The organism is Lysobacter spongiicola DSM 21749, from assembly GCF_900167055.1.
Taxonomy (GTDB): Bacteria; Pseudomonadota; Gammaproteobacteria; order Xanthomonadales; family Xanthomonadaceae; genus Novilysobacter; species Novilysobacter spongiicola.
In genome coordinates this window covers 1-22,269 of sequence record NZ_FUXP01000008.1, presented here as the reverse complement: position 1 = coordinate 22,269, position 22,269 = coordinate 1, and the positions used below count along the sequence as shown (strand labels likewise).

Sequence of the window (22,269 nt, the reverse complement as noted above, 5' to 3'; positions counted from 1 at the left end):
CGCATGGGCCGCAACGCCGCGTTGCAAGGGTGGGGTGGGTCGACTTGCCTCTCGCGGCCGGATCACCGAGCCTTGCGCGCACCAGCGCCCGCGCGGCGCCTGGAGGGAGGAGCGTTGTGACCAGGGAAGGATCGAGGTTCGCCAGGTGGTGTGCCATGGGCGCGTTGCCGTTGATGCTGGGTATCGGCGTGGCGTTTGCCGGCGTGCCCGAGTTGCCGAGCGTGCGCCATGTCGGCGTTGCCCACGGGCTGCCTTCGAGCACCGTCAACGGCATCGTTGAAGACCGCGATGGCTACGTCTGGCTGGCGACGACCGACGGACTGGCGCGGCATGACGGCGCTGAGATCATGTCGTGGCGCCACGACCCGGCCGACCCCTCCGCCCTGCCGGGAAACGTCGTCACCGCGGTACATGTCGACCCACGGAACCGGATCTGGGTCGCCACCGAAGCGCGCGGCCTGAGCGTGATGGACGACCGCCGCAACGGCTTCCGGCACTACCGCACCGACTCCCACCCCGGAATGGGCAGCGACGAGGTATGGGCGATCACCAGTTGTGGCGGCGCGCTCTGGTTCGGCACCTTCGGCGGCGGCCTGCACCGCCTGCTTCCCGGGCCGGGACCCGAAGGCGACGAGATCGAGCGCTTCGGGCCGGTGGAGGGCGATGCTTCGAGCCTGCCCGCGACCACCGTGCTCGCGCTGGCCTGCGACAGCCGCGACCGACTCTGGGCCGGCACCACGGCGGGGCTGGCGATGTGGAACGGCAGGGCGTTCGACCGGGTGCCGCTGCCGGGCGAGGCGCCGGCGCCGATGGTCTATTCGATCAGCGTCGAAGGCGACGGCGTATGGGTCGGATCGCGCACCGGCCTGTTCCGTCGCTCGGGCGGGGGGGCGTGGAGCCAGCCGCCGTGGTCGGACATGTTCGCCGCGGGCAACGCCGTGTTCTCGGTGGTGGCCGATGGCGACGCCTACTGGCTCGCCAGCCAGCGCCACCTTTGGCGCGCGGAGCCGGGACGGGTTCCTTTCCCGGTGTCGCTCGGCGCGGATGGGCCGGTGCTGGCCCTGCAGCAGATCCTGCGCCAGGACAATGGTGCGCTGTGGGTACCGGTGGGCGGGGTCGGGGCGGGCTACCTGCGGCCGGACTGGCGCCGCCTGGCCCGGTTCAAGCGCGGGCAGGGCGGCCTGACCAGCGACCTCTACCGCGGCATCGCCAATGCCGGCGCGGGTGGCCGCTGGTTGTTGGGTGGCCGCGGCGAACTGGACTTCATGGACGCCTCCGGCGACATCCGGCCGATGGACGAGGCGTTGGCCGCGCGGATGGATGGGCGGTCGACCCTTTCCGCGGCGGAGGACGCTCAAGGCCGACTGTGGATCGGCACCGGCGGCCGCGGCGAGCTGCTGAGGCTGGATCCCGCCACCACCGAAGTGCGCGAATGGACCGCGACCAGCCCCTGGGATGCCACCCTCGGCGGGCAGGTCGACCTGATGGCCTTGGCGCCCGATGGCACTCTCTGGCTGTCGAGCGCCGGCGCCGGCCTCCAGCAGCGTGATCCGGAGGACGGCCGGGTGCTTCGCACCATCCTGGCCGGGGCGGGCCAAGGGCTCGGCCTGGGCGACCTGGAAGCGATCGCGTTCGACGGAGCTGGCAGGCCGTGGGTCGCGGGTGGCCACGGCGTCGCGCGCTGGCACGCCTCGCTGGACCGGTTCGTCCCGGTGGCGGGTATCGATATCGATGACCGGGTATTCGGCCTGGCCTTCGATGGGCCGGACGCGCTCTGGCTCCAGACGCTGTCCGGCCTGCACGGCTATCGGCGGAGCGGGGACGGCTGGGTGTCCGACGCGGTCGTCGGGCACGGCGCGGGCATCCCGGCGGTGGAAGGGTCCGGACTGGTGGTCGACCCCCGCCATCGGGTCTGGCTCGCCAGCCTTCGCGGTCTTTACCGATGGGATCCGGCGACCACACGGTTGCGGCGCTTCGGCCTCGCCGATGGCCTCGGCAGCCAGGAGTTCGTGCACAACGCGCTGGCGATCGGCAGCGACGGGGTGCTGGCGGCCGCGCTTGCCGACGGCGGGCTCCTGCTGCTGGACACGCTGGCCGACGACCCGCCGGCGCGCCAGCCGGCAATGCACTGGGATCGCATCGAGGTCCGCCGGGGCGGTCGCTGGGAGCCGCTCGACCCGCTCGCGGCGAGCCTCTCGCCGGAGGATCGCGAGTTGCGCGTCGGCCTGCGCCTGCTGGCGTTCGAGGATCCAGGCGGCATCCGCTACTACACCCGCATGGAGGGCTACGACCCGGGCTGGGTCGCCCATGGCGCGCAAGGGGAGCGGGTGTTCACCGGTCTGGCGCCCGGTCGCTACACGCTGCATGCGCGCGGCGTCGATGCGGCAGGCAACGCGGCCGCCGAGCAGGTGCTCCACTTCGAAGTGCAGCCACCCTGGTGGCGGTCGCAGGCCGCGCTGATGGGATTCCTCGCCGCGCTGGCCCTGCTGCTGTGGTGGGCCGCGGACCTCTATCGCGCGCGGCTTGCGAGGCGGCAGGCGTGGCAACGGATCGAGCACGAGCGCGAGGTCGAGCGCGAAGCCTCGTTGGCCAAGACCCGATTCCTGGCGACGCTTGGCCACGAAGTGCGCACGCCGATGACAGGCGTGCTGGGCATGACCGAACTGCTGCTGGGCACGCCGCTTGACTCGCTGCAGCGCAGCTACGCCGATGCCGTCCGTGGTGCCGGAGAGCACCTGCTCCGGCTGGTGAACGACGCCCTGGATCTGGCACGGATCGAATCCGGAAAGCTCGACCTGGCCGATGAAGCGTTCGACCTGCGCTTGCTGCTGGATGAGGTGGTGGCGCTGATGTCGCCGCTTGCCCGGGCGCAGGGGCTGGCGTTCGAGGTGGACCTGGACGACGCCCCGCACGGCCTGCGCGGCGACCCGGTGCGGCTGCGCCAGATCCTGCTCAACCTGCTTGGCAATGCCATCAAGTTCACGGAACGCGGGCACGTGCGGCTCGAGGTGTCAGGTTGCCGGCCTTCCGTCGACGGCGAAGGTATCCCGGTGCCGCACGGCTTGCGCCTGCGGGTGATCGATTCCGGCCCCGGTCTCAACGAGGAGCAACTGACCCGGCTGTTCCAGCGCTTCGAGCAGGCGGACGGCGCGCGCACGGCAGCCCGCTACGGGGGCAGCGGACTGGGACTGGCGATTTGCCAGGAGCTGGCCGCGGCAATGGGTGGAGAGATCGGCGTGGAGAGCAGCCCCGGGGTGGGGACGCGGTTCGAGGTGCGGTTGCCACTCGCCCATGTGCCGCTGCCGGAGCGCCCCGTCGAAACGGTCACCGAGCAATCGGAACCGCTACCTTCGGCACGGACACACGTGATCCTGCTGGTGGAGGACGACCGCACCGTCGCCGAGGTCATTGCCGGGCTGCTGCGCGCCCAGGGGCATCGGGTGGTCCATGCCGGTCATGGACTGGCCGCACTGGCGGAGGCGTCTACCGCGGCCTTCGACCTCGCACTGCTCGACCTCGACCTGCCCGGCCTGGACGGCGTGGCGCTGGCGCGTCAACTGCGGACGCTGGGATTCATGGCCCCACTTGTCGCGATCACCGCGCGGGCCGACGCCGACGCGGAGCCGGAGGCCATGGCAGCAGGCTTCGACCACTTCCTGCGCAAGCCCGTTACCGGGGCCACCCTGCGCAGCCTGATGCGGCGGTTGTCGGAGCAGGCGGCCACTCCCGTGGTCGCCGAGGCTCCGTAACCTGCGTGTCGCTGCAGGGCGGACCTGCGGCGACGGCCGTCGTCAGCGGGCGCTGAGCTCGTGAACAGCCTGCACCAGCACCGCAACGTGCTCGGGATCCATGTCCGGGGACATGCCGTGGCCGAGGTTGAACACGTGGCCCTCGCGTGAGCCGCCATTGCCGTCGCGGTAGCTGTCCAGTGCGCGGCCGACTTCGCGGCGGATGGCATCCGGGCTCGCATACAGTGTCACCGGGTCGAGGTTGCCCTGCAGCGCGACCTTGCCACCGCTGCGCCGCGCGGCCTCGCCCAGCTCGATGGTCCAGTCCACGCCGACCGCATCGGTCCCGGTGTCGGCAAGCTCCGCCACGTAGGCGCCGTTGCCCTTGCCGAACAGGATCAGCGGTGCGCGCTCCACACCATCACCGCGCTCCAGCTCCCTGGCAATGCGCTGCAGGTAGCGCAGCGAGAATTCGCGGTACATCGCAGGCGACAGCACGCCGCCCCAGGTATCGAACACCTGCAGCACCTGCGCGCCGGCTGCGCGTTGCGCGGAGAGATAGGCGATGACCGCGTCGGTGACCACCCCCAGCAACTGGTGCATGGCCGCCGGATCGTTGAGCGCCAGTGCCTTGACCCGGGCGAAATCCTTGCTGCCGCCGCCCTCGACCATGTAGCACGCCAGCGTCCACGGGCTGCCGGAGAAGCCGATCAACGGAACCGAGTTGTCGAGCTCGCGGCGGATGGTCGACACGGCGTCCATGACGTAGCGCAGTTCCGAACCCATGTCGGGGACCGCCAGCTTGGCGATGTCCCCGGCGTTGCGGACCGGGCGCTCGAACTTGGGGCCTTCGCCTTCGACGAAGTACAGGCCCAGCCCCATCGCATCGGGGATGGTCAGGATGTCGGAGAACAGGATCGCCGCATCCAGCGGAAACCGGCGCAGCGGCTGCAGCGTGACCTCGCAGGCCAGCTCCGGATTCTTCGCCATCGCCAGGAAGCTGCCGGCCTGCTTGCGGGTGGCGCGGTACTCGGGCAGGTAGCGCCCGGCCTGGCGCATCAGCCAGACCGGCGTGCAGTCCACGGGCTCGCGACGCAGGGCGCGCAGGAAACGGTCGTTGCGGGGCTGGCTGGACAAAGCGGGTTCCTCGATGCGGTGGGGGCTGCGCCTCGGGGCGCCCGGCGCGCATGTTAAAGCTTCCGGGCGCGTCGGGCCGGGCAGCGTGCGGGACAGACTGTCCGCGGCGGGGCGTGGATGCCCGGTGCCACGTCAGCGCCGGGCGTTGGTACCCTGGCTGAACATCAATTGGAAGCCGCGCTTGATCTGCTGGTCGCGTGCCTTCTCCAGGGCCACCAGGGCGCTCTCCTGGTCGAGGAACTGCTCGCGGCGCACCTGGCTGCGCCCGCCGATCTGACCGCTTTCCTTGACCAGCGCCCAGCCGCCCAGCAGGTCCGGCTGCAGCATCAGCTGGACGAAGCGAGGCGCCTCGGGCCCTTCGGGGCGTTGTTGAAGGAGCAATCGCATGCCGCAGATTGTAAGGCCTGCCGCCAGGCCCCTGTAGGAGCGGCTTCAGCCGCGATCGAATGCCTGCTCGCCCGCATCGGTTCCACGATCGCGGCTGAAGCCGCTCCTACGAAAGCACCGTCAGGATGGCTTCGTCCGACACATCGCCCACCAGCCGCGCGGCGCCGGCGCGATCCCACAGCACCAACCGGATCCCGCTGCCTGACGCCTTCTTGTCCAGGCGCATTCGTGCCAGCAGGGCGCCACCGTCGAGGCCATGCGGCAACGACACCGGCAGCCCCAGCCGCTCCAGCAGTCGCTGCAAGCGGTCGGCGTCGGCATCGGGCGCCATCCCCAGCCGAGCGGAAAGCCGGGCGGCCAGCACCATGCCGACGGCCACCGCTTCGCCGTGGTTCAGACCGCCGCCGGCGCCCGCGTATCCCTGCTCAGTTTCGATGGCATGGCCGAAGGTATGGCCGAAATTGAGCAGGGCCCGCTCGCCGTGCTCCAGTGGATCGCGCGCCACCACCGCAGCCTTGCAGGCGCAGGAATGCACGATCGCTTCGGCCAGCGCGGCGTTATCACGCGCGAGCAGGCGCTCCGCGTGGGCCTCCAGCCAGCCGAGGAAGTCCGCATCCATGATCGCGCCGTACTTGACCACCTCGGCCAGTCCCGCCCGCAGCTCACGATCGGGCAGGGTGCGCAGGGTGGCGGTATCGGCGATCACCGCACGCGGCGGATGGAAAGCCCCGACCAGGTTCTTGCCGGCGGGCAGGTCCACCGCGGTCTTGCCGCCGACCGAGGAATCCACCATCGCCAGCAGGGTGGTCGGCAACTGCACGATGTCGACACCCCGCATCCAGCACGCCGCCGCGAAGCCCGCCAGGTCACCGACGACGCCGCCGCCCAGTGCCAGCACGGTGGCATCGCGCGTGGCGCCGAGTCCGGCCAGTGCGTCGATCACTTCGCCGAACCGCGACAGCGTCTTCTCCTGCTCCCCCGGTGGCAGCACGATCCGGGCCATCTGCAGTTGCGGCCGGGCGGCCAGCAGCGCCGCCTCCACACCGTCGGCATACAGCGGCGCCACGTTGCCGTCGCTCACCAGCAGCACATGCCGGCCGCGTACATGCCGGGCCAGGCGTTCGCCGTCTGCAAGCAGACCGGGTCCAGCCTCGACCGCATAGGGCACGGTGCCGGAGACTTCCACCCGTCTTACCGTCATGCCGGTTCCATCCTTTTCCATTCCTCGTCGAGGCGTTTCAACAGGGCCTTCGTGGCAGCGCCGCTGTCGAGTCCGCCGGTATCGAAGGCCAGGTCGGCCATCTCCGCGTACAGCGGTCCACGCTCCACCGCCATCGCCTGCAGTACCGCCTCCCGATCCTCGCGCTGCAGCAAGGGGCGCGTGGTGTCGTGTGCGAGGCGCGACAGTTGCTGGTCGGGCGTTGCCTGCAGGTGCACCACGAAACCGCCTTTGCGCATCATCCGCCGGTTGTCCTGGTCCAGTACGGCGCCGGCGCCGACGGCCAGCACCATGCCGCTCTTCGCCGGTCCTTTTTCCGACAACGCATCGGCCAGTGCAGCGCTTTCGCGGACGCGGAACCCCGCCTCGCCCTCGCAATCGAAAATCACGGGGATGGCAGCACCGGTGCATTGCTCGATCGCCCGGTCCAGGTCGACCAGGCGCAGGCCGTAGTGCTCCGCGAGCCGTCGGCCGATGCAGGACTTTCCGGCGCCGGTGGGGCCCACCAGGATCAGGTTGGCGGCAGGATTCATGGGGCAATTGTAGGGCGGGGCGTCCAACCGGTCGCGGGATGCGCGACGCCGTGGTTCGCCCCACAATGCAGCCATGAACCAGACCGATGATTTGCTGACCGAAGCACTCGCCACCTTCGCCGAACTCTTCCAGCAGGCGCGGGTCGCGGGTGAGCCCGACCCCACTGCCATGGCCGTGGCCACTGCGACCCTGGACGCGCGTCCGTCCGTGCGTACCGTGCTGTTGAAGGCCCACGACGAGCGCGGCTTCGTGTTCTACACCCATCTGGACGGGCGGAAGGGGCGCGAGTTGCAGGCCAACCCGCACGCGGCGCTGCTGTTCCACTGGCCGCGGGTGAAGGAGGGCGTACAGGTGCGCATCGAAGGGCCCGTCGAGATCGTGGCCGACGAGGAGGCCGACGCCTACTTCGCCTCCCGCCCGCGCGGCAGCCAGGTCGGCGCTTGGGCATCGAAACAATCGGAGACGCTGGAATCGCGCGAGCGGTTCGAGCAGCGCGTCGCCCAGGTCGAGCAGGAGTTCGACGGACGTGACGTCCCGCGCCCGGCCCGCTGGACCGGCCTGCGCGTGAGGTTGGAGGCGATCGAGTTCTGGTACGGCGCCGGCTTCCGGCTGCACGAGCGCGTGCTGTACCAGTCGGATGCGGCCGGCGAATGGTCCAAGCGGATGCTCTATCCGTGACCCGCGGCCCCCGACGCATCGTCTGCCTCACCGAGGAGCCCACCGAGGTGCTCTACGCGCTGGGCGAGCAGGACCGGATTGTCGGCATCAGCGGTTTCACCGTGCGCCCGCCGATCGCGCGCAAGGAAAAGCCGAAGGTCAGCGCCTTCACGAGCGCGAAGATCGGCGAAATCCTGAAGCTGGAGCCGGACTTCGTGGTCGGCTTCTCGGACATGCAGGCCGATATCGCCGCCGAGCTGGTGCGCCACGGCGTCGAGGTCTGGATCAGCAACCACCGCAGCGTGGATGGCATCCTCGATTACATCCGCAGGCTGGGTGCACTGGTGGGGGCGTCTGCGCGCGCGGACGAGTGGGCCGGCCAGCTGGAGGCCGGGCTCGATGCCATCGAGGATGCCGCCGCGCGCCTGCCGCGCCGGCCGAAGGTCTACTTCGAGGAATGGGACGAGCCGCCCATCACCGGTATCCGCTGGGTGGCCGAGCTGGTGCGCATCGCCGGCGGCGACGACATCTTTCCCGAACGCGCCGCCGAGTCGCTGGCAAAGCAGCGCATCCTCGAGGACCCCATGGAAGTGGTGCGCCGTGCACCCGACATCATCATGGGCTCGTGGTGCGGCAAGAAGTTCCGGCCGGAGAAGGTGGCGGCACGCCCCGGCTGGGATGCGATCCCCGCGGTCCGCGACGGCGAGCTGCACGAGATCAAGTCGCCGATGATCCTGCAGCCGGGCCCGGCTGCCCTCACCGACGGCATCGGCGCCATCTCCGCGATCATCCGCGACTGGGCCATACGCCACGCCTGATCCGCCGACATGTAGGAGCGGCTTCAGCCGCGATCAGGGAGTCGGCGCAAGGTCGTACCATCCGATCGCGGCTGAAGCCGCTCCTACAGGAGCAGGCGGAGCTACCGGCGGCTGAACTCGCGGGTGAACTCCATGCGCTCGCTGCTGCCGTCCTCGCGGACGATCTGCACCTCGAAACGCAGGGTCTCCGGCATGTCGACCTGCAACGTGCCGACGTAGTCCAGCAGCTCGCCGCTCTGCAGCTCGCGCATCTCGATGGAGTGGCGCTGCCCGCGCAGATCGCTGGCGGTTGCGGTTATCCGTGCCGGCACCGATACCTCGTCGGCACCCTCGCCGCGGCGCAGGCCGACCAGCAGCATGACGATGTCATCCCCGCGTTCGATGCCGTAGCGATCAGCGACCGCCTGGCCCAGGGAGCCGGTAGTCACCACGCTCGCGCGCACGGTGGCGTCGCCGACCGTGGACACCGCTTCCGTCGGTGCGTCCACCGGGGTGGATACCGGGGGGAGGCCCCCGTCGCAGCCCGCGAGCATGGCGAGGCCAAGCAGCGCCCCTGCCGTCCGTGCAATAAAAGTCATCCGGGTCGTCGCGCTGCCCATCCGGTCAGTCCCCGTTGGCCGCCGAGAGCTCGCGACCGCGATCGGCCGCGGCCGTCACGGCGCGGTCCACCAGCTCACGCAGGCCGCCCTTCTCGAAGGTCTCGATCGCGGCGTGGGTGGTGCCGTTGGGGGAAGTGACCTTGCGGCGCAGTTCGGCGGCCGGCTCGCCGAGCTCGGTCAGCATGCGCGAGGCGCCCAGCAGCGTCTGGGTGGCCAGCTTGCGCGCGGTTTCGGCGGGGAGGCCCTGCTTCTCGCCCGCGGCCTGCATCGCCTCGGCCAACAGGAACACATAGGCCGGCCCGCTGCCCGACACCGCGGTAACCGCATCCATCTGTGCCTCGTCGTCGATCCAGACCACCGGTCCGACCGCTTCGATCAGCTCGCCCGACTGCTTGCGCTGGTCCTTGTCGACGTGTTCGTTGGGGTACAGCCCGGTGATGCCCGCGCCCAGCAGGGCGGGGGTGTTCGGCATCGCCCGGACCACCGGCACGTCGCCGCCCAGCCAGCCGGCCAGCTGGGTCGCGGTGATGCCGGCCGCCACCGAGATGGCGACCGGACGGGTGGCCTGCGCCACCGGCGCCAGGGTGTTGCAGACGCTGCGCATGACCTGCGGCTTGACCGCCAGCAGCCAGACCGAAGCGCCTTCGACGGCCTCCTCCGCGGTGGCGAAGCAGCGCACGCCGAAATCCGCCTGCAGGGATTCGCGCAGCGCATCCACCGGCTCGGCCACGCGCACGCTGGAAGGTTCCGCACCGCGCGCGATCATCCCGCCGATCAGGCTCCGCGCCATGTTGCCGCCGCCGATGAAGGCGACCACGGGGGCTGCGGAAGGGCTGGGGGAAGGATTGCTCATGGGGATACCTCGATGCGGATCAGCCCCCAGTGTAAGAGCCCCGCCGCGACGTTGCCGCAAAAGCGGCCTGGCACTCGCGCGTCCCGCGGCCCGTGCAGCGGATGTAACCCGGCCCCGGATGTAGGAGCGGCTTCAGCCGCGATCGGACATCGGTTCGCCCGCGCCGACTCCAGGATCGCGGCTGAAGCCGCTCCTACAAACAAAGAAGCCACACGATCCCGCCTACTTCCGCGGCCGCGGCCCGAACAGCGCGGTCCCGATGCGCACCATCGTCGCGCCTTCCGATATCGCCACCGCCGCATCCGCACTCATGCCCATCGACAGGGTGTCCACCTGCGGATGGGCCGCCTGCAGGCGCTCGAACAACCCGCGGGTGCGTCGGAACGCCGGCCGGCCCAGCTCCGGATCGTCATGCGGCGTCGGGATGACCATCAGCCCGCGCAGGCACAGCCGCTCTTCCAACGCGATCGCGGCGGCCAGCGAATCGATCTCCTCCGGCTGGCAGCCGTGCTTGCTGGCCTCGTCATCGATGTTCACCTGGATCAGCACGTTCAGGGCCCCGCGGGCCGGATCCCGGTGGCGGGCGAGGGCGCTGACCAGCTTCAACCGGTCCACGGTCTGCACCCAGTCGAACAGGGTTGCCGCCTCGCGGGCCTTGTTGGACTGCAGGTGACCGATCAGGTGCCACTCCAGGGTGCCTGCCAGCGCCCCCATCTCCGCCTGTTTGGCGGCGGCTTCCTGCACGTAGTTCTCGCCGAACGCGCGTTGACCCTGCTCGGCCAGGGCGGCAAGGTCGGCCGCGGGGCGCGTCTTGCTGACCGCCAGCAGCCGTGGCGGCGGCCGGCCGGCGGCGCTGGCGGCGTTCTCCAACTGGGCGATGGTCTCGTTCAGGTTGTGGCTCGGCACGGCTTCTGATCCTGTGATCCAGGGCTGGATCGACGGCGCGGGTCCGGGGCTATACTGCCGCGCAGGGGCCATGGCATACCAGCCACGGCGGTTTCGGCAATGCCGGGACCGATTGCACATCATCGCAGTGCGGGGGAGCACGCAATGGATATCGCCGAACTTCTGGCGTTCTCGGTCAAGAACAAAGCATCCGACCTCCATCTGTCGGCCGGCATGCCGCCGATGATCCGCGTCGATGGCGACGTCCGCCGGATCAACATCCCGGCGCTGGACCACAAGGCCGTGCACACGCTGGTCTACGACATCATGTCGGACAAGCAGCGGCGCGACTACGAAGAGTTCCTCGAGGTCGACTTCTCATTCGAGATTCCCGGCCTGGCCCGCTTCCGCGTCAACGCGTTCAACCAGAACCGTGGCGCCGGCGCGGTGTTCCGTACCATTCCGTCGGAAGTGCTCACGCTCGAAGACCTCGGCACGCCGCGAATCTTCAAGGAGCTGATCGACCAGCCGCAGGGCCTGATCCTGGTCACCGGCCCGACCGGCTCGGGCAAGTCGACCACGCTGGCGGCGATGATCGACCACATCAACAAGCAGGAATACGCGCACATCCTGTCGGTCGAGGATCCGATCGAGTTCGTGCACACCTCGCAGAAGTGCCTGATCAACCAGCGCGAAGTGCACCGCGACACCCACGGCTTCAACGAGGCGCTGCGCTCCGCCCTGCGTGAAGACCCCGACTACATCCTGGTCGGCGAGTTGCGCGACCTCGAGACCATCCGCCTGGCGCTGACCGCCGCGGAAACCGGCCACCTGGTGTTCGGCACCCTGCATACCTCGTCGGCGGCCAAGACCGTCGACCGCATCATCGACGTGTTCCCCGCCGGCGAGAAGCCGATGGTGCGCTCGATGCTGTCGGAGTCGCTGCGGGCGGTGATCTCGCAGGCGCTGCTCAAGAAGGTCGGCGGCGGCCGTACCGCGGCCTGGGAAATCATGGTCGGCACCCCGGCCATCCGCAATCTGATCCGCGAAGACAAGGTCGCCCAGATGTATTCGGCGATCCAGACCGGCCAGAACTCGGGAATGATGACGCTCGACCAGCACCTGCAGGACCTGGTCAAGCGCGGCCTGATCCTCAAGCCGCAGGCCCGCGAGTACGCCAAGGACAAGCGCCTGTTCGACTGACGCACGCCCACCGACTTTCGGCCGGCGGGGTGCAGCCCCGCGGCAAGGGGAAACCGCAATGAGCACCACCACGACCAGCGCGACCACCGGCAGCAGCCCGATCGACTTCACCTCGTTCCTGAAGCTGATGGCGCACCAGAAGGCCTCCGACCTGTTCATCACCGCCGGCATGCCGCCGTCGATGAAGGTGAACGGCAAGCTGTCGCCGATCACCCAGAACCCGCTCACGCCGCAACAGAGCCGCGACCTCGTGCTCAACGTCATGAACCCGATGCAGCGCGAGGAGTTCGAGAAGACGCACGAGGCGAACTTCGCCATCGGCCTGGCCGGCGTCGGCCGCTTCCGCGTCAGCTGCTTCTACCAGCGCAACCAGGTCGGCATGGTGCTGCGCCGGATCGAGACCAAGATCCCCTCGATCGAGGAGCTCAACCTGCCGCCGGTGATCAAGACGCTGGCGATGACCAAGCGCGGCATCATCATCTTCGTCGGTGCCACCGGCACCGGTAAGTCGACCTCGCTGGCGGCGATGATCGGCTACCGCAACCAGAACTCCACCGGGCACATCATCACCATCGAGGACCCGATCGAGTTCGTGCACAAGCACGAGGGCTGCATCATCACCCAGCGCGAAGTCGGCATCGATACCGACAGCTGGGAGAACGCGCTCAAGAACACCCTGCGCCAGGCGCCGGACGTGATCATGATCGGCGAGGTGCGCACCCGCGAGGGCATGGACCACGCCATCGCTTTCGCCGAAACCGGCCACCTGGTGCTGTGCACGCTGCACGCCAACAACGCCAACCAGGCGATGGACCGCATCATCAACTTCTTCCCCGAGGACCGCCGCAGCCAGTTGCTGATGGACCTGTCGCTGAACCTCAAGGGCGTGGTTGCGCAGCAGCTGATCCCGACCCCCGACGGCAAGGCCCGCCGCGTGGCGATGGAAATCATGCTGGGCACGCCGCTGGTGCAGGACTACATCCGCGACGGCGAGATCCACAAGCTCAAGGAAGTGATGAAGGAGTCCACCCAGCTGGGCATGAAGACCTTCGATCAGGCCCTGTTCGAGCTCTATCAGGCCGGCGAGATCAGCTACGAGGACGCCCTGCGCTACGCCGACTCGCAGAACGAAGTGCGCCTGCGCATCAAACTGGCCCAGGGCGGCGACGCCAAGAGCCTGTCCGCCGGCATGGACGGCATCGAAGTCGCCGAGCTGCGCTGACGCCGGGGGCGGAGGGGTCGCGACCCACGTCGCTCCCACACCCGTCCGGCGGCATCGTAGAACCTGTAGGAGTGACGTGAGTCGCGACCACGCACCCCGGGAGCCTGCGCCGTCGGCAACCGAATTACCGGGCTCCCCATACCCGGTCGCGACTCACGTCGCTCCTACAACCGTCCGCCGGCGCTGCGAGGCCTTGTAGGAGCGGCTTCAGCCGCGATGTGGAACCGGCGCGGGCGACCGGCTATCCGATCGCGGCTGAAGCCGCTCCTACACGTTCTTGCCAGCCAGCGGCACCTCGCCACGCGGCGGACACGGCACCGGCAGCCCCAGCTTGCCCAACAGCACCTGCGCATCGAACGGCGCGTGCACCTTCGCGTCGTTGTCGAAATAGCAGTAGACGTCGCGCGCCTTTCGCTTCGGCGCCGGCCCGCCAGTCCGCACTGCATCATCGGGCTCCCGGCCATCGCTCCAGGTCGCCACCCGCGCCGCCCACCAGTCCATCGCCTCCGCCGAATAGCCGCTGACGTACAGCTCGGCGTCGCCATGCAGTCGCAGGTACAGGAAATCGGCGGTGACGTCTTCCATGTAGGGCCACTTCCCGACGGTGTCGGCCATCACCAGCGCGACCCCGTGTTGCCGCAACAGCCGGACGAAACGCTCGCAGCAGAAGCTGGGGTGCCGCACCTCGATCGCATGGCGCAGCGGCCGGTTCTCATCAATCGAAAGCGCGCTGCGACCCTTCATCAGGCCGACGTCGCGCCGGCGTGCCAGCGACAGCGCGGCTTCGGTGTCGCGCGGCTGCGAGGCCAGGAATTCCTCGAACAACGCTTCGTCGAACTGCAGGGTCGGCGGCAGTTGCCACAGCACCGGCCCGAGCTTCGGCCCCAACCGGAGCAACCCGGACGCGAAGAAGTTCGCCATCGCATTGCGCTCGTCCCGCAGGCGCAGCATGTGGGTGATGAAGCGCGGCCCCTTTACCGCGAACACGAAGTCATCCGGGGTGGCGTCGTGCCAGGCCTGGTAGCTGTCGGGCGACTGCAGCGAATAGAAAGAACCGTTGAGCTCGACGCTGCGGAAACAGCCGGCCGCGTATTCAAGCTCACGCCGTTGCACCAGCCCCGGCGGATAGAACACCCCGCGCCAGGGCCCGTAGCGCCACCCGGAGATACCGATGCGGATCGTCATGCGCCGAGCCTTGCGCCCGCCGCGTGCAGCGGTTGTGTAGAGGGGGAGCCCCTGTAGGAGCGGCTTCAGCCGCGATCGGATAATCGGTTCGCCCGCGCCGGTTCCACATCGCGGCTGAAGCCGCTCCTACAAGTGCCGGCATGCAGGCGTGGGGCAACCGCCTACCTCAGCGCTCCAGCCCCAGCACATCCAGCCCCTGCTCGAAGCGGATGTCGATCGGGATACCTGCCGCCGACAGCTTTTCCAGGTCGCCCTGCAGCTCCGGCTCGATCACCCCGAGCCGCTCGGTCATCGACTTCGCCTCGGCGTAGTCGCCGTCGCCCTGGATCGTCAGCAGGGTGCCGCCGAGTTCATTCATGGCCTCGCGCATGCGCTCGAAGTCCACGCGGTAACGGCCGGTGTCCGGGTCGCGGCTGAAGGCACCGGCGTCGGCGAAGTAGTTGAAGCGCACCATGTTGGCCTTGCCGTGGGCGTCGGCCGCGCCGAAGCGCACCGAGCGCAGGATGCCGGCCAGGAAGGTCACGTAGCTGTCGCGCAGTTGTTCCTCGGCCGGCTTGTCGCCGCCGAGCTCGCCCTGCCGGCTGAGCGCGTCGACCATGTACAGGCCCAGCACGTCGGCCTTGCCCTCCTCGAAGCTGGAGGCGTACTCCTTCAGCGCATCCCCGACGGTGCCACTGCCATCGAGCGTGTTCTTGATGCCCAGGCCATGCGCCACCTCGTGGAACATGGTGTTGCCGAAGAACGCATCGAAGGTGACGTGTTGCTGCTGGTCCTCGGCGATCAGCTGCCGCGCGATTGGCATCAGGATCTCGTCGAATTTCGCCTTCATGACGTTCTCCAGCTGCAACCGGCGCGTGCCCTTGGCCAACTGCACCGCCTCGTCGTTGGGCAGGTTGATGGCGATGGTCTTGGCGCCGACGTTGGCATCGCCCGCGTAGTAGACCGCCTGGTAGGCGCCGAGGTCGGCATCCGAGCCGGGCATCTCCGCCTTGTAGTCTTCATCCACCGGCAACCCGCGCTGCAGTTCCGGCAGGAACTCGGCGAAGCGCGCCAGCCGCTCGCTCCACTCGATGTTCTTGACCAGCACCAGCCCCTCGTAGGCCGCCTTGTAGCCGAACAGCTGGTCCTGGTAGGTCTCGATCGGGCCGATGACGATGTCGACCGGGTTGTCCTTCATCTCCATCCAGGCCATGTCGCTGGGCCGAAAGTCGTCGTCCAGCAGCGCGTCCGCGCGCATGGTCAGGTAGTTGGCGAAGGCTTCGTTGTCGCTCAGGTCGGCCGCTTCCCGCAGCAGGGTCGCGGCGCGCTCGAGATCGGCGGCATAGGCCTCGTGGTAGGGCACCGTCACCAGCTCGCCCTCCTTGCGACGCAGCAAGGTGTAGGGCGAGGTCTTGGCCGGGAGGTCGGCCGCCTCGAACGAGGCCTTGCTCATGTCCACTGGATAAAAGTTCGCGCCCGGCGGCCGCGGCGGGATGCCTTCGATGAAGGGGGTGTCCTCGTTGAGGCGGTCCCAGGGGCCGTAGTTGATCCGGATGAGCTCGGCGGTGGCCTCGTCCGGCGCGCGCTCGATCAGCGCCTCGCGGTCGCCATCCCAGGACTGCTGCCAGAAGATGTCGTTCATCACGTCGGCCGCCTCTACCAGTTTGCCGATCATCTGCTTGCCACGCGCATCGAAGGCCGACAGGTCCGCCGTCAGCGGGACCACCGCGTAGTCGCCCGCATGGGCCTGCGCATAGCTCTGCCCGAAGGAAGCGGAGGCATCCGTGGCAGGTGCCTCGCCTGTCGGGACGGGCTCGGGCTGGCAGGCGGCCAGCGCGAGCGGAGCCAGGCAGGCCAGGACGAGCGGGCGCAGGGCGCGCATCGGGTCGGGGAGGGCGGGCATGGGTGGGCTCCTGTGGTTACCAGCCCTCAATCCTACCCCGCCCTCACGGTCCGCATGCCGGGCCTGCACGATAGAATGCCGGCATGCCGAATACCCCCACGACCGTCGTCGCAACGCCCCTGTCCAACCAGCTGCTGATCGCGCTGCCCTCGCTGGCTGAGACCGGTTTCTCGCGCAGTGTCGCGCTGGTCTGCCAGCACGACGAAGACGGTGCGATGGGCATCATCGTCAACCGGCCTTCCGAGTACACCCTTGGCGACGTGCTGGGGCAGATGAACGTGGAAGGCGCCAGCGAAGCATTGCGCGGCCAGGTGGTGCTGGCCGGAGGCCCGGTGCATCCCGAGCGCGGCTTCGTGCTGCATGACGGTGGCATGCAGTGGGATTCCACCCTCGCCATCACCGAAGGGTTGTTCCTCACCACTTCCCGCGAGATCCTGGAAGCAATGGGGCGCGGGGAAGGCCCAGCCAACGCGCTGGTTGCGCTCGGCTGCGCGGGCTGGGATGCCGGTCAGCTCGAACAGGAGCTGGCCGACAACGACTGGCTGACCGCGCCAGCCGACACCGAATTGTTGTTCGACCTGCCCCTGGAAGCCCGCTGGGAAGCCGCGGCCGGTCGCATCGGCGTCGACTTCGCCCACCTGGCCGACTATTCCGGCCACGCATGACCGGCACCGGGCCAGCCCCTGATCGCGCGCCCTCGCCGATACGCAGCGACGCGACGGTGCTTGGCTTCGACGTGGGGTCCCGGCGCATCGGGGTGGCGGTCGGCAGCGCGTTCGGCCATGGCGGACGCGCGCTGGCAGTGGTCGACGTGCATGACCATGGCCCCGACTGGACCGCGCTCGACCGCCTGCAAAAGGAGTGGCGCCCGGATGGGCTGGTGGTCGGTGATCCGCTGACCCTGGAGGACGGCAACCAGCCCGCGCGCGACCGCGCCCACTGCTTCGCGCGGAAATTGCGCGCGCGCTGGAGATTGCCGGTGGTGCTGGTGGACGAGCGTTCCAGCTCGATCGAGGCCGCCCAGCGATTCGCCGCCGACCGCGCCGGTGGGCGCAAACGGCGGCGCGATGCCGAAGCGCTCGATGCCGTCGCTGCCGCGGTGATCGTCGAACGCTGGCTCGCGGCGCCCGGCGACGCGGTCGACATCGATTCACTGACCCCCACTATCGAAACCCCGCCCCGGAATCCTGCATGAGTCACGCGTCGCCTGCCCGGATGGATCACCTGCTCACCCTTGATGGTCTCCCGCGGGAGCGGATCGAAGCATTGCTCGATCGCGCCCAGCACTTTGCCGACGGCGCCGACGACCGCGGCGCGCTGGCGGGCACGGCGGTGTGCACCCTGTTCTTCGAACCGTCCACCCGCACCCGCCTCAGCTTCCAGCTGGCCGCGCAGCGGCTGGGCGCCGACGTACTCAACTTCGATGTGTCGACCTCGTCCGCACGCAAGGGCGAGACGGCGCGCGACACTCTGAAGACCATCGAGGCGATGGGCGTGCGCGGCTTCATCGTGCGCCACCAAGACGATGGCGCCGTCGCTGCACTGGCCAACGCCGCCGCGCCGGGCACTGCACTGGTCAATGCTGGCGATGGCCGCAGCGCGCATCCCACCCAAGGCCTGCTCGACATGCTGACCCTGCGCCAGGCCAAGGGCGCCGACTTCAGCAGCCTGAAGGTGCTGATCGTCGGTGACGTGATGCATTCGCGTGTCGCACGGTCCGATCTCCACGCGTTGCGCGCGCTGGGCACCGGTGAGATCCGCGTCTGCGGCCCGCGCATGCTGCTGCCGGACGACGGAACGCTGGCCGGCTGCGTGGTGACGGAGGATTTCGAGCAGGCACTGGAAGGCGTCGACGCGGTGATGATGCTGCGCCTCCAGCGCGAACGCATGGAGGAGGGGCTGGTGGCATCGCTGGATGATTACCACCGTGATTTCGGCCTGACGGTGGGGCGGCTGCGCCATGCCGCGCCCGATGCGGTGGTCATGCACCCCGGCCCGATCAACCGCGGCGTGGAGATCACCGACGAGGTGGCTGACGGACCGCGCTCGCTGGTACTGGCCCAGGTGCGCAATGGCGTGGCCATTCGCATGGCCGTGCTGGAGCAACTCCTCCGCGCCTGACGCGCCGGACTTGCTGCCGGCTGTCCCGCTCAATCCGGATCCGGCGGCGGCAGCACCTCGCGCACCCGCAGGAACCGCGCAAATCGCGGCAACCCTTTCGAGGTGAATCCGTTGTAGCGGTAGGTGACATGGCTGCCGATGCGCGGCGGGTCGGACCGCTGTGCATCGCTGAACCCGCTGCCGATCCGGAAGCGCACTCCGTCCGTCCGCTCCACCACCAGCGCACCCATCATTCCGGTGTACTTGCCGCGGCCGGCGGTATGCGCCACCACGCGCGCCTCGGCATCCCGGTAGGGCTTGTACTTCACCAGACGCTCGCTGCGGCCGGCCCGGTACGGCGAGTCGCGGTGGTGCAGCATCAGGCCTTCGCCACCGGCGGCCACCACCGCCTCCAGCCGCTCGTCCAGCCGTGCTGCGCTCGTGCCGCGCTGCTGGTCGACCACCCTCAACCAGCCGACGCCGGCAGCATCGACCAGCTCCCGCATGCGCGCGAGGCGCTGGCCGAAGCCACCTTTCGCCCCCGGCAGGTCGAACACCATGAAGCGCACCTCGCGCCACGCTGCGTCATCGGCGCTTTGCGAGCGGACGATGCCACTGACCTCGTCGAAGCGACCACGGCCGAGCCAAAGTTCGCCATCCATCGGTGTCGCCGGCCAGGCGGCAGTGAACCAGCCGGGTGGATCGACGCGATGGCCGCCACGCGTCCACAGCACCTGTCCGTCCCAGTGGCCACGGACGCCATCGAGCTTCTCGCTCACCCAGTAGTCGCCGACCTCCACGCCAGGTGCGTAGTCGGTGGCCAACATGAGGGAAGGGGGATTGGGTCCGCGCGCGTCGAGTGGCGCGGCCAGCAGGCACGACAACAGGAGGGCGCAGAACAGGCGCAGGTGCATGGTCTCTTCCTTGAGTTTGGAGTTGTGCTGCCGGCCGTCCTGGCCCGCCGCGGGTGGAGGGTAGCTTCCCGGCGCGGCCCCGCCAAGCACCCGCCGCCGTGACGGCGCCCACACCCGCGGCTGCTAAGGTCCGGCGATATCGGTCTCTGGGGACAGGGGCAGGAGGATCCGGCCTTGCTCGACTTGCTGGTCGTTCTCGGATTCATGGCATGGGCGCTGACTTCGGGTCTGCGCGCACGCAGGGCGGCGTCCCGCAATCTCGGCGAGTATTTCCTCGCCGGCCGCAGCATGCCGGGCTGGAAATCCGGGCTCTCGATGGCGGCTACCCAATTCGCCGCCGACACGCCGCTGCTGGTGGCCGGGCTGGTGGCGAGCGCCGGCGTCTTCGCACTGTGGCGGTTGTGGATCTACGCGCTCGCCTTCCTGCTGCTCGCATTCGTGCTGGCCATCCGCTGGCGCCGTGCCGGTGCACTCACCGATGCCGAACTCACCGAACTGCGTTACAGCGGACGCGGGGTGCTGGCCCTGCGCGTGGCGAAGGCCTTGTACTACGGCACGCTGATCAACTGCGTGGTGATGGCGATGGTGCTGGTCGCCGCGGTGCGCATCGCCGAGGTCTTCCTCCCCTGGCACGCGTGGCTGCCGGAGGAGCTGCACCAGTCGGTCGTGACGCTGGTCCAGGGCAGCGGCCTGTCCCTCGGCGGCGGCGTAACCGGCCTGCCTGCTGCCGTGGCCGACGCCAACAACCTGATCTCGATCTTCGTCATCGTGGCCTTCGCCGCGAGCTATTCGATCACCGGTGGACTGCGCGCCGTCATGCAGACGGATGTCATGCAGCTGGTCCTGGCGCTGCTCGGCACCGCCGCCTACGCCTGGTTCGTGCTGGATGCCACCGGCGGCATCGCGGGACTGGGCCAGCGGCTGGTCGAGCTCTACGGGGAGCAAAGGGTGAGGGAGATGCTGTCTTTCGCGCCACCGGCCCATGCGTCCGAGGTGCTGTTGCCGTTCCTGGTCGTGGTCGGCATGCAGTGGCTGTTTCAGATGTACGCCGACGGTACTGGCTACCTCGCCCAGCGCACCATGGCCTGCCGCAGCGATCGGGATGCGCAGGTGGCGGGCGTAGTGTTCACCTGGGTGCAGATCCTGCTGAGGAGCCTGTTGTGGCTGGTGATCTGCGTCGGCTTGCTGGCGATCTATCCGTTCGACGCGGCCGAAGCAGGGCAGGAGGGCTTCGTCGCCGCCCGCGAGCTGACCTTCGTGCTCGGCATCGATGAGCTGATGCCGCCCGGCGCGCGTGGGCTGATGCTGGTCGGCCTGCTCGCCGCGCTCGCCTCGACCATCGACACCCACCTCAACTGGGGGGCGTCGTACTGGAGCAACGACATCTACGATCGCCTCGTCTGCAGGCACTGGTTGCGGCGGGCACCCCGCGACCGCGAGCTGGTCCTGGTCGCCCGGCTGTCCAACGTGCTGGTCCTGGTGCTCGCCATCGCGGTGATGGCGCAGCTGGGCTCCATCCAGACCGCGTGGTTCATCTCGCTCATGTTCGGGGCAGGGCTGGGGCCGGCCCTGCTGCTGCGCTGGCTGTGGGAGCGCGCCAGCATGTACACCGAACTGACCGCAATGGTGGTCTCGCTGCTGACCGCGCCCGTGCTGCTGTGGCGGTTTGGCACCGACCCGGACCTGGAGTGGATACGGCTGGGGCTGATGGCGCTGGTGCCAACCCTTGCCGCCGTGCTGGTGACCCTCCTCACCCCGCCGACCGACCCTGCCGTGTTGGACGCCTTCTATAAGCGGGTGCTGCCGTCGGGGTGGTGGCCGCGGAGTGCGGGGCGCTCGGGGGATGAGCCGCGCGCGCCATGGCGAATGCTTCTGGGGCAGCTGGGCCTGGTGGCAGCGTGCGCTGCGTCGCTGTTCGCATTGCTGGTCGGGCTGGGGCGCTTGCTGTTGCCGCTGCCGGGCGGCCCGTCAGCGTTGCCCATCGTTCTGGTCATCGCAGGCATTGCCCTCGTGCCCCTGTGGTGGCGTGGCCTCACCGGCGCCGCGCCCGATGATCGGTGAACTGCCGCTAGCGCTGTGCTTCAAAGACAGCGTAGCCGCGCTTGGTGAGTGTCGAGAGCTCGTCGAAGAGGGCGGGGTCGATGCCCTTGAAGTTGAAGCACGACTTGCCCTGCATCCGTGCTTTCAGCCCGGACGACAGGCCGTCCAGCAGCTCCGGGTGGGTGTACACCGGCATGAGGTGGTAGCTCACGTAGCCCTTCTTGATCTGGACGGCGCCAAAGAACTCCGGCTTACCGTTGCTGGCTGCATTGGCGGATTCGACGTAGTACTCGTCCCCGGTGTCCCGTTTCACCGCGAGGCGAGAGCCATACGGGGCCATGACCGAGCGTAGCGCCCCGAACACTGGCTTAAGGTCGGACATCTTCTCTCCTCGACAGGCAGGGCCCGGGCGTGTCCGGGACTCATTGTCAGCTACGCGATATCGCGAGCGATGAGGCCGCTGCAGGGAGGATGTGCTTGGTACTCAGTGGAGCCACCTTGACCGGAAGAGGCCCGCCCAACGGCACCCAGGCAAGTTCCGCGATCTCCGCCCTGGGAGTGGGGCGACGTCCCCCCGGTTTTGAGTAGCACGGCGAACTGGAGTCCAATTCCCCAAAGCGAGGAGATTGGACGTGAAGAAGCGCTTTTCCGAAGAGCAGATCATCGGCTTCCTGCGCGAGGCCGAGGCCGGACTGCCGGTCAAGGAGCTGTGCCGCAAGCACGGCTTCAGCGAGGCGTCGTACTACCTGTGGCGGAGCAAGTTCGGCGGCATGAGCGTGCCCGATGCCAAGCGCCTGAAGGAGCTTGAGACCGAGAACGGCCGGCTGAAGAAGCTGCTGGCCGAGCAGGTTCTCGAGAACGAGGTCATCAAGGACGTCCTTCGAAAAAAGTGGTGAGCGCACCGGC

Annotated in this window: 20 protein-coding genes and 1 pseudogene; 10 read left to right on the top strand and 11 right to left on the bottom strand. The window is 68.9% G+C overall.

Annotated features, from left to right (window positions below; all coding sequences use genetic code 11):
* Nucleotides 1–155 precede the first annotated feature (155 nt).
* On the top strand, nt 156–3,749 hold the full coding sequence (locus tag B5D37_RS10325; protein ID WP_078758657.1) for a hybrid sensor histidine kinase/response regulator: 3,594 nt from the start codon (nt 156–158) through the stop codon (nt 3,747–3,749).
* A 42-nt stretch (nt 3,750–3,791) separates the two neighbouring features.
* On the opposite strand, the gene hemE is transcribed toward B5D37_RS10325, so the two are convergent.
* The 4 genes from hemE to B5D37_RS10305 form a co-directional block, all read right to left on the bottom strand.
* Nucleotides 3,792–4,865: a uroporphyrinogen decarboxylase gene (hemE, locus tag B5D37_RS10320; protein WP_078758656.1), complete on the bottom strand. Its 1,074-nt coding sequence runs from the start codon at nt 4,863–4,865 to the stop codon at nt 3,792–3,794.
* Nucleotides 4,866–4,997: 132 nt separating this feature from the next.
* A complete protein-coding gene (locus tag B5D37_RS10315; RefSeq protein WP_078758655.1) occupies nt 4,998–5,252 on the bottom strand; it encodes a WGR domain-containing protein in 255 nt (84 codons plus the stop codon).
* A 106-nt stretch (nt 5,253–5,358) separates the two neighbouring features.
* The gene (gene aroB / locus B5D37_RS10310; protein ID WP_078758654.1) at nt 5,359–6,453 is read right to left on the bottom strand and encodes a 3-dehydroquinate synthase; all 1,095 of its coding nucleotides are present in this window, start codon (nt 6,451–6,453) and stop codon (nt 5,359–5,361) included.
* Nucleotides 6,450–7,004 (bottom strand): shikimate kinase, encoded by a 555-nt coding sequence (locus tag B5D37_RS10305; protein ID WP_078758653.1) that lies wholly within the window; start codon nt 7,002–7,004, stop codon nt 6,450–6,452. The genes aroB and B5D37_RS10305 overlap by 4 nt, the downstream gene beginning before the upstream one ends.
* Before the next feature lie 73 nt (nt 7,005–7,077).
* Between B5D37_RS10305 and pdxH the strand changes: the two genes are divergently transcribed.
* Both pdxH and B5D37_RS10295 read left to right on the top strand, forming a co-directional pair.
* Nucleotides 7,078–7,683 carry a pyridoxamine 5'-phosphate oxidase gene (gene pdxH, locus B5D37_RS10300; protein ID WP_078758652.1) on the top strand — a complete coding sequence of 202 codons (606 nt, stop codon included), beginning with the start codon at nt 7,078–7,080 and terminating at the stop codon, nt 7,681–7,683.
* Nucleotides 7,680–8,480 (top strand): cobalamin-binding protein, encoded by an 801-nt coding sequence (locus B5D37_RS10295; RefSeq protein ID WP_234987812.1) that lies wholly within the window; start codon nt 7,680–7,682, stop codon nt 8,478–8,480. Before pdxH ends, B5D37_RS10295 begins: the two co-directional genes overlap by 4 nt.
* Nucleotides 8,481–8,581: 101 nt before the next feature.
* Here the strand turns inward: B5D37_RS10295 and B5D37_RS10290 are convergent, their stop codons facing one another.
* The 3 genes from B5D37_RS10290 to B5D37_RS10280 form a co-directional block, all read right to left on the bottom strand.
* Nucleotides 8,582–9,058: a DUF4426 domain-containing protein gene (locus B5D37_RS10290; RefSeq protein ID WP_159447383.1), complete on the bottom strand. Its 477-nt coding sequence runs from the start codon at nt 9,056–9,058 to the stop codon at nt 8,582–8,584.
* A 25-nt stretch (nt 9,059–9,083) separates the two neighbouring features.
* Nucleotides 9,084–9,932: a pyrroline-5-carboxylate reductase gene (gene proC / locus B5D37_RS10285; RefSeq protein WP_078758649.1), complete on the bottom strand. Its 849-nt coding sequence runs from the start codon at nt 9,930–9,932 to the stop codon at nt 9,084–9,086.
* Nucleotides 9,933–10,154: 222 nt separating this feature from the next.
* Nucleotides 10,155–10,838 (bottom strand): YggS family pyridoxal phosphate-dependent enzyme, encoded by a 684-nt coding sequence (locus B5D37_RS10280; protein WP_425478048.1) that lies wholly within the window; start codon nt 10,836–10,838, stop codon nt 10,155–10,157.
* A gap of 144 nt (nt 10,839–10,982) precedes the next feature.
* On the opposite strand from B5D37_RS10280, the gene B5D37_RS10275 reads away from it, so the two are divergent.
* A complete protein-coding gene (locus tag B5D37_RS10275) occupies nt 10,983–12,020 on the top strand; it encodes a type IV pilus twitching motility protein PilT (protein ID WP_078758647.1) in 1,038 nt (345 codons plus the stop codon).
* A gap of 58 nt (nt 12,021–12,078) precedes the next feature.
* A complete protein-coding gene (locus B5D37_RS10270; RefSeq protein WP_078758646.1) occupies nt 12,079–13,242 on the top strand; it encodes a PilT/PilU family type 4a pilus ATPase in 1,164 nt (387 codons plus the stop codon).
* 267 nt (nt 13,243–13,509) lie between these two features.
* On the opposite strand, the gene B5D37_RS10265 is transcribed toward B5D37_RS10270, so the two are convergent.
* Both B5D37_RS10265 and B5D37_RS10260 read right to left on the bottom strand, forming a co-directional pair.
* Nucleotides 13,510–14,427 (bottom strand): DUF72 domain-containing protein, encoded by a 918-nt coding sequence (locus tag B5D37_RS10265; protein WP_078758645.1) that lies wholly within the window; start codon nt 14,425–14,427, stop codon nt 13,510–13,512.
* A gap of 166 nt (nt 14,428–14,593) precedes the next feature.
* A complete protein-coding gene (locus B5D37_RS10260) occupies nt 14,594–16,309 on the bottom strand; it encodes a dipeptidyl-peptidase 3 family protein (RefSeq protein ID WP_234987810.1) in 1,716 nt (571 codons plus the stop codon).
* An 83-nt stretch (nt 16,310–16,392) separates the two neighbouring features.
* On the opposite strand from B5D37_RS10260, the gene B5D37_RS10255 reads away from it, so the two are divergent.
* From B5D37_RS10255 to B5D37_RS10245, 3 genes are read left to right on the top strand one after another with little or no spacing between them, the layout of a single operon-like run.
* The gene (locus B5D37_RS10255; RefSeq protein ID WP_078758644.1) at nt 16,393–16,974 is read left to right on the top strand and encodes a YqgE/AlgH family protein; all 582 of its coding nucleotides are present in this window, start codon (nt 16,393–16,395) and stop codon (nt 16,972–16,974) included.
* Complete coding sequence (ruvX, locus tag B5D37_RS10250; RefSeq protein ID WP_078758643.1) at nt 16,971–17,504, top strand: Holliday junction resolvase RuvX; 534 nt, start codon at nt 16,971–16,973, stop codon at nt 17,502–17,504. Before B5D37_RS10255 ends, ruvX begins: the two co-directional genes overlap by 4 nt.
* Nucleotides 17,501–18,430: an aspartate carbamoyltransferase catalytic subunit gene (locus B5D37_RS10245; protein ID WP_078758642.1), complete on the top strand. Its 930-nt coding sequence runs from the start codon at nt 17,501–17,503 to the stop codon at nt 18,428–18,430. The genes ruvX and B5D37_RS10245 overlap by 4 nt, the downstream gene beginning before the upstream one ends.
* A 29-nt stretch (nt 18,431–18,459) precedes the next feature.
* On the opposite strand, the gene B5D37_RS10240 is transcribed toward B5D37_RS10245, so the two are convergent.
* Complete coding sequence (locus B5D37_RS10240) at nt 18,460–19,323, bottom strand: DNA ligase (protein WP_078758641.1); 864 nt, start codon at nt 19,321–19,323, stop codon at nt 18,460–18,462.
* Between the two features lie 174 nt (nt 19,324–19,497).
* Between B5D37_RS10240 and B5D37_RS10235 the strand changes: the two genes are divergently transcribed.
* Nucleotides 19,498–21,384, top strand: coding sequence for a sodium:solute symporter family protein (locus tag B5D37_RS10235; protein WP_078758640.1), 1,887 nt, complete (start codon nt 19,498–19,500; stop codon nt 21,382–21,384).
* A 7-nt stretch (nt 21,385–21,391) separates the two neighbouring features.
* Here B5D37_RS10235 and B5D37_RS10230 read toward each other — a convergent pair whose 3' ends face one another.
* On the bottom strand, nt 21,392–21,745 hold the full coding sequence (locus B5D37_RS10230) for a hypothetical protein (RefSeq protein WP_078758639.1): 354 nt from the start codon (nt 21,743–21,745) through the stop codon (nt 21,392–21,394).
* A 250-nt stretch (nt 21,746–21,995) separates the two neighbouring features.
* Here B5D37_RS10230 and B5D37_RS10220 point away from each other — a divergent pair.
* A pseudogene (locus tag B5D37_RS10220) lies at nt 21,996–22,253 on the top strand (transposase); the annotation flags it as partial.
* Nucleotides 22,254–22,269: the final 16 nt, after the last annotated feature.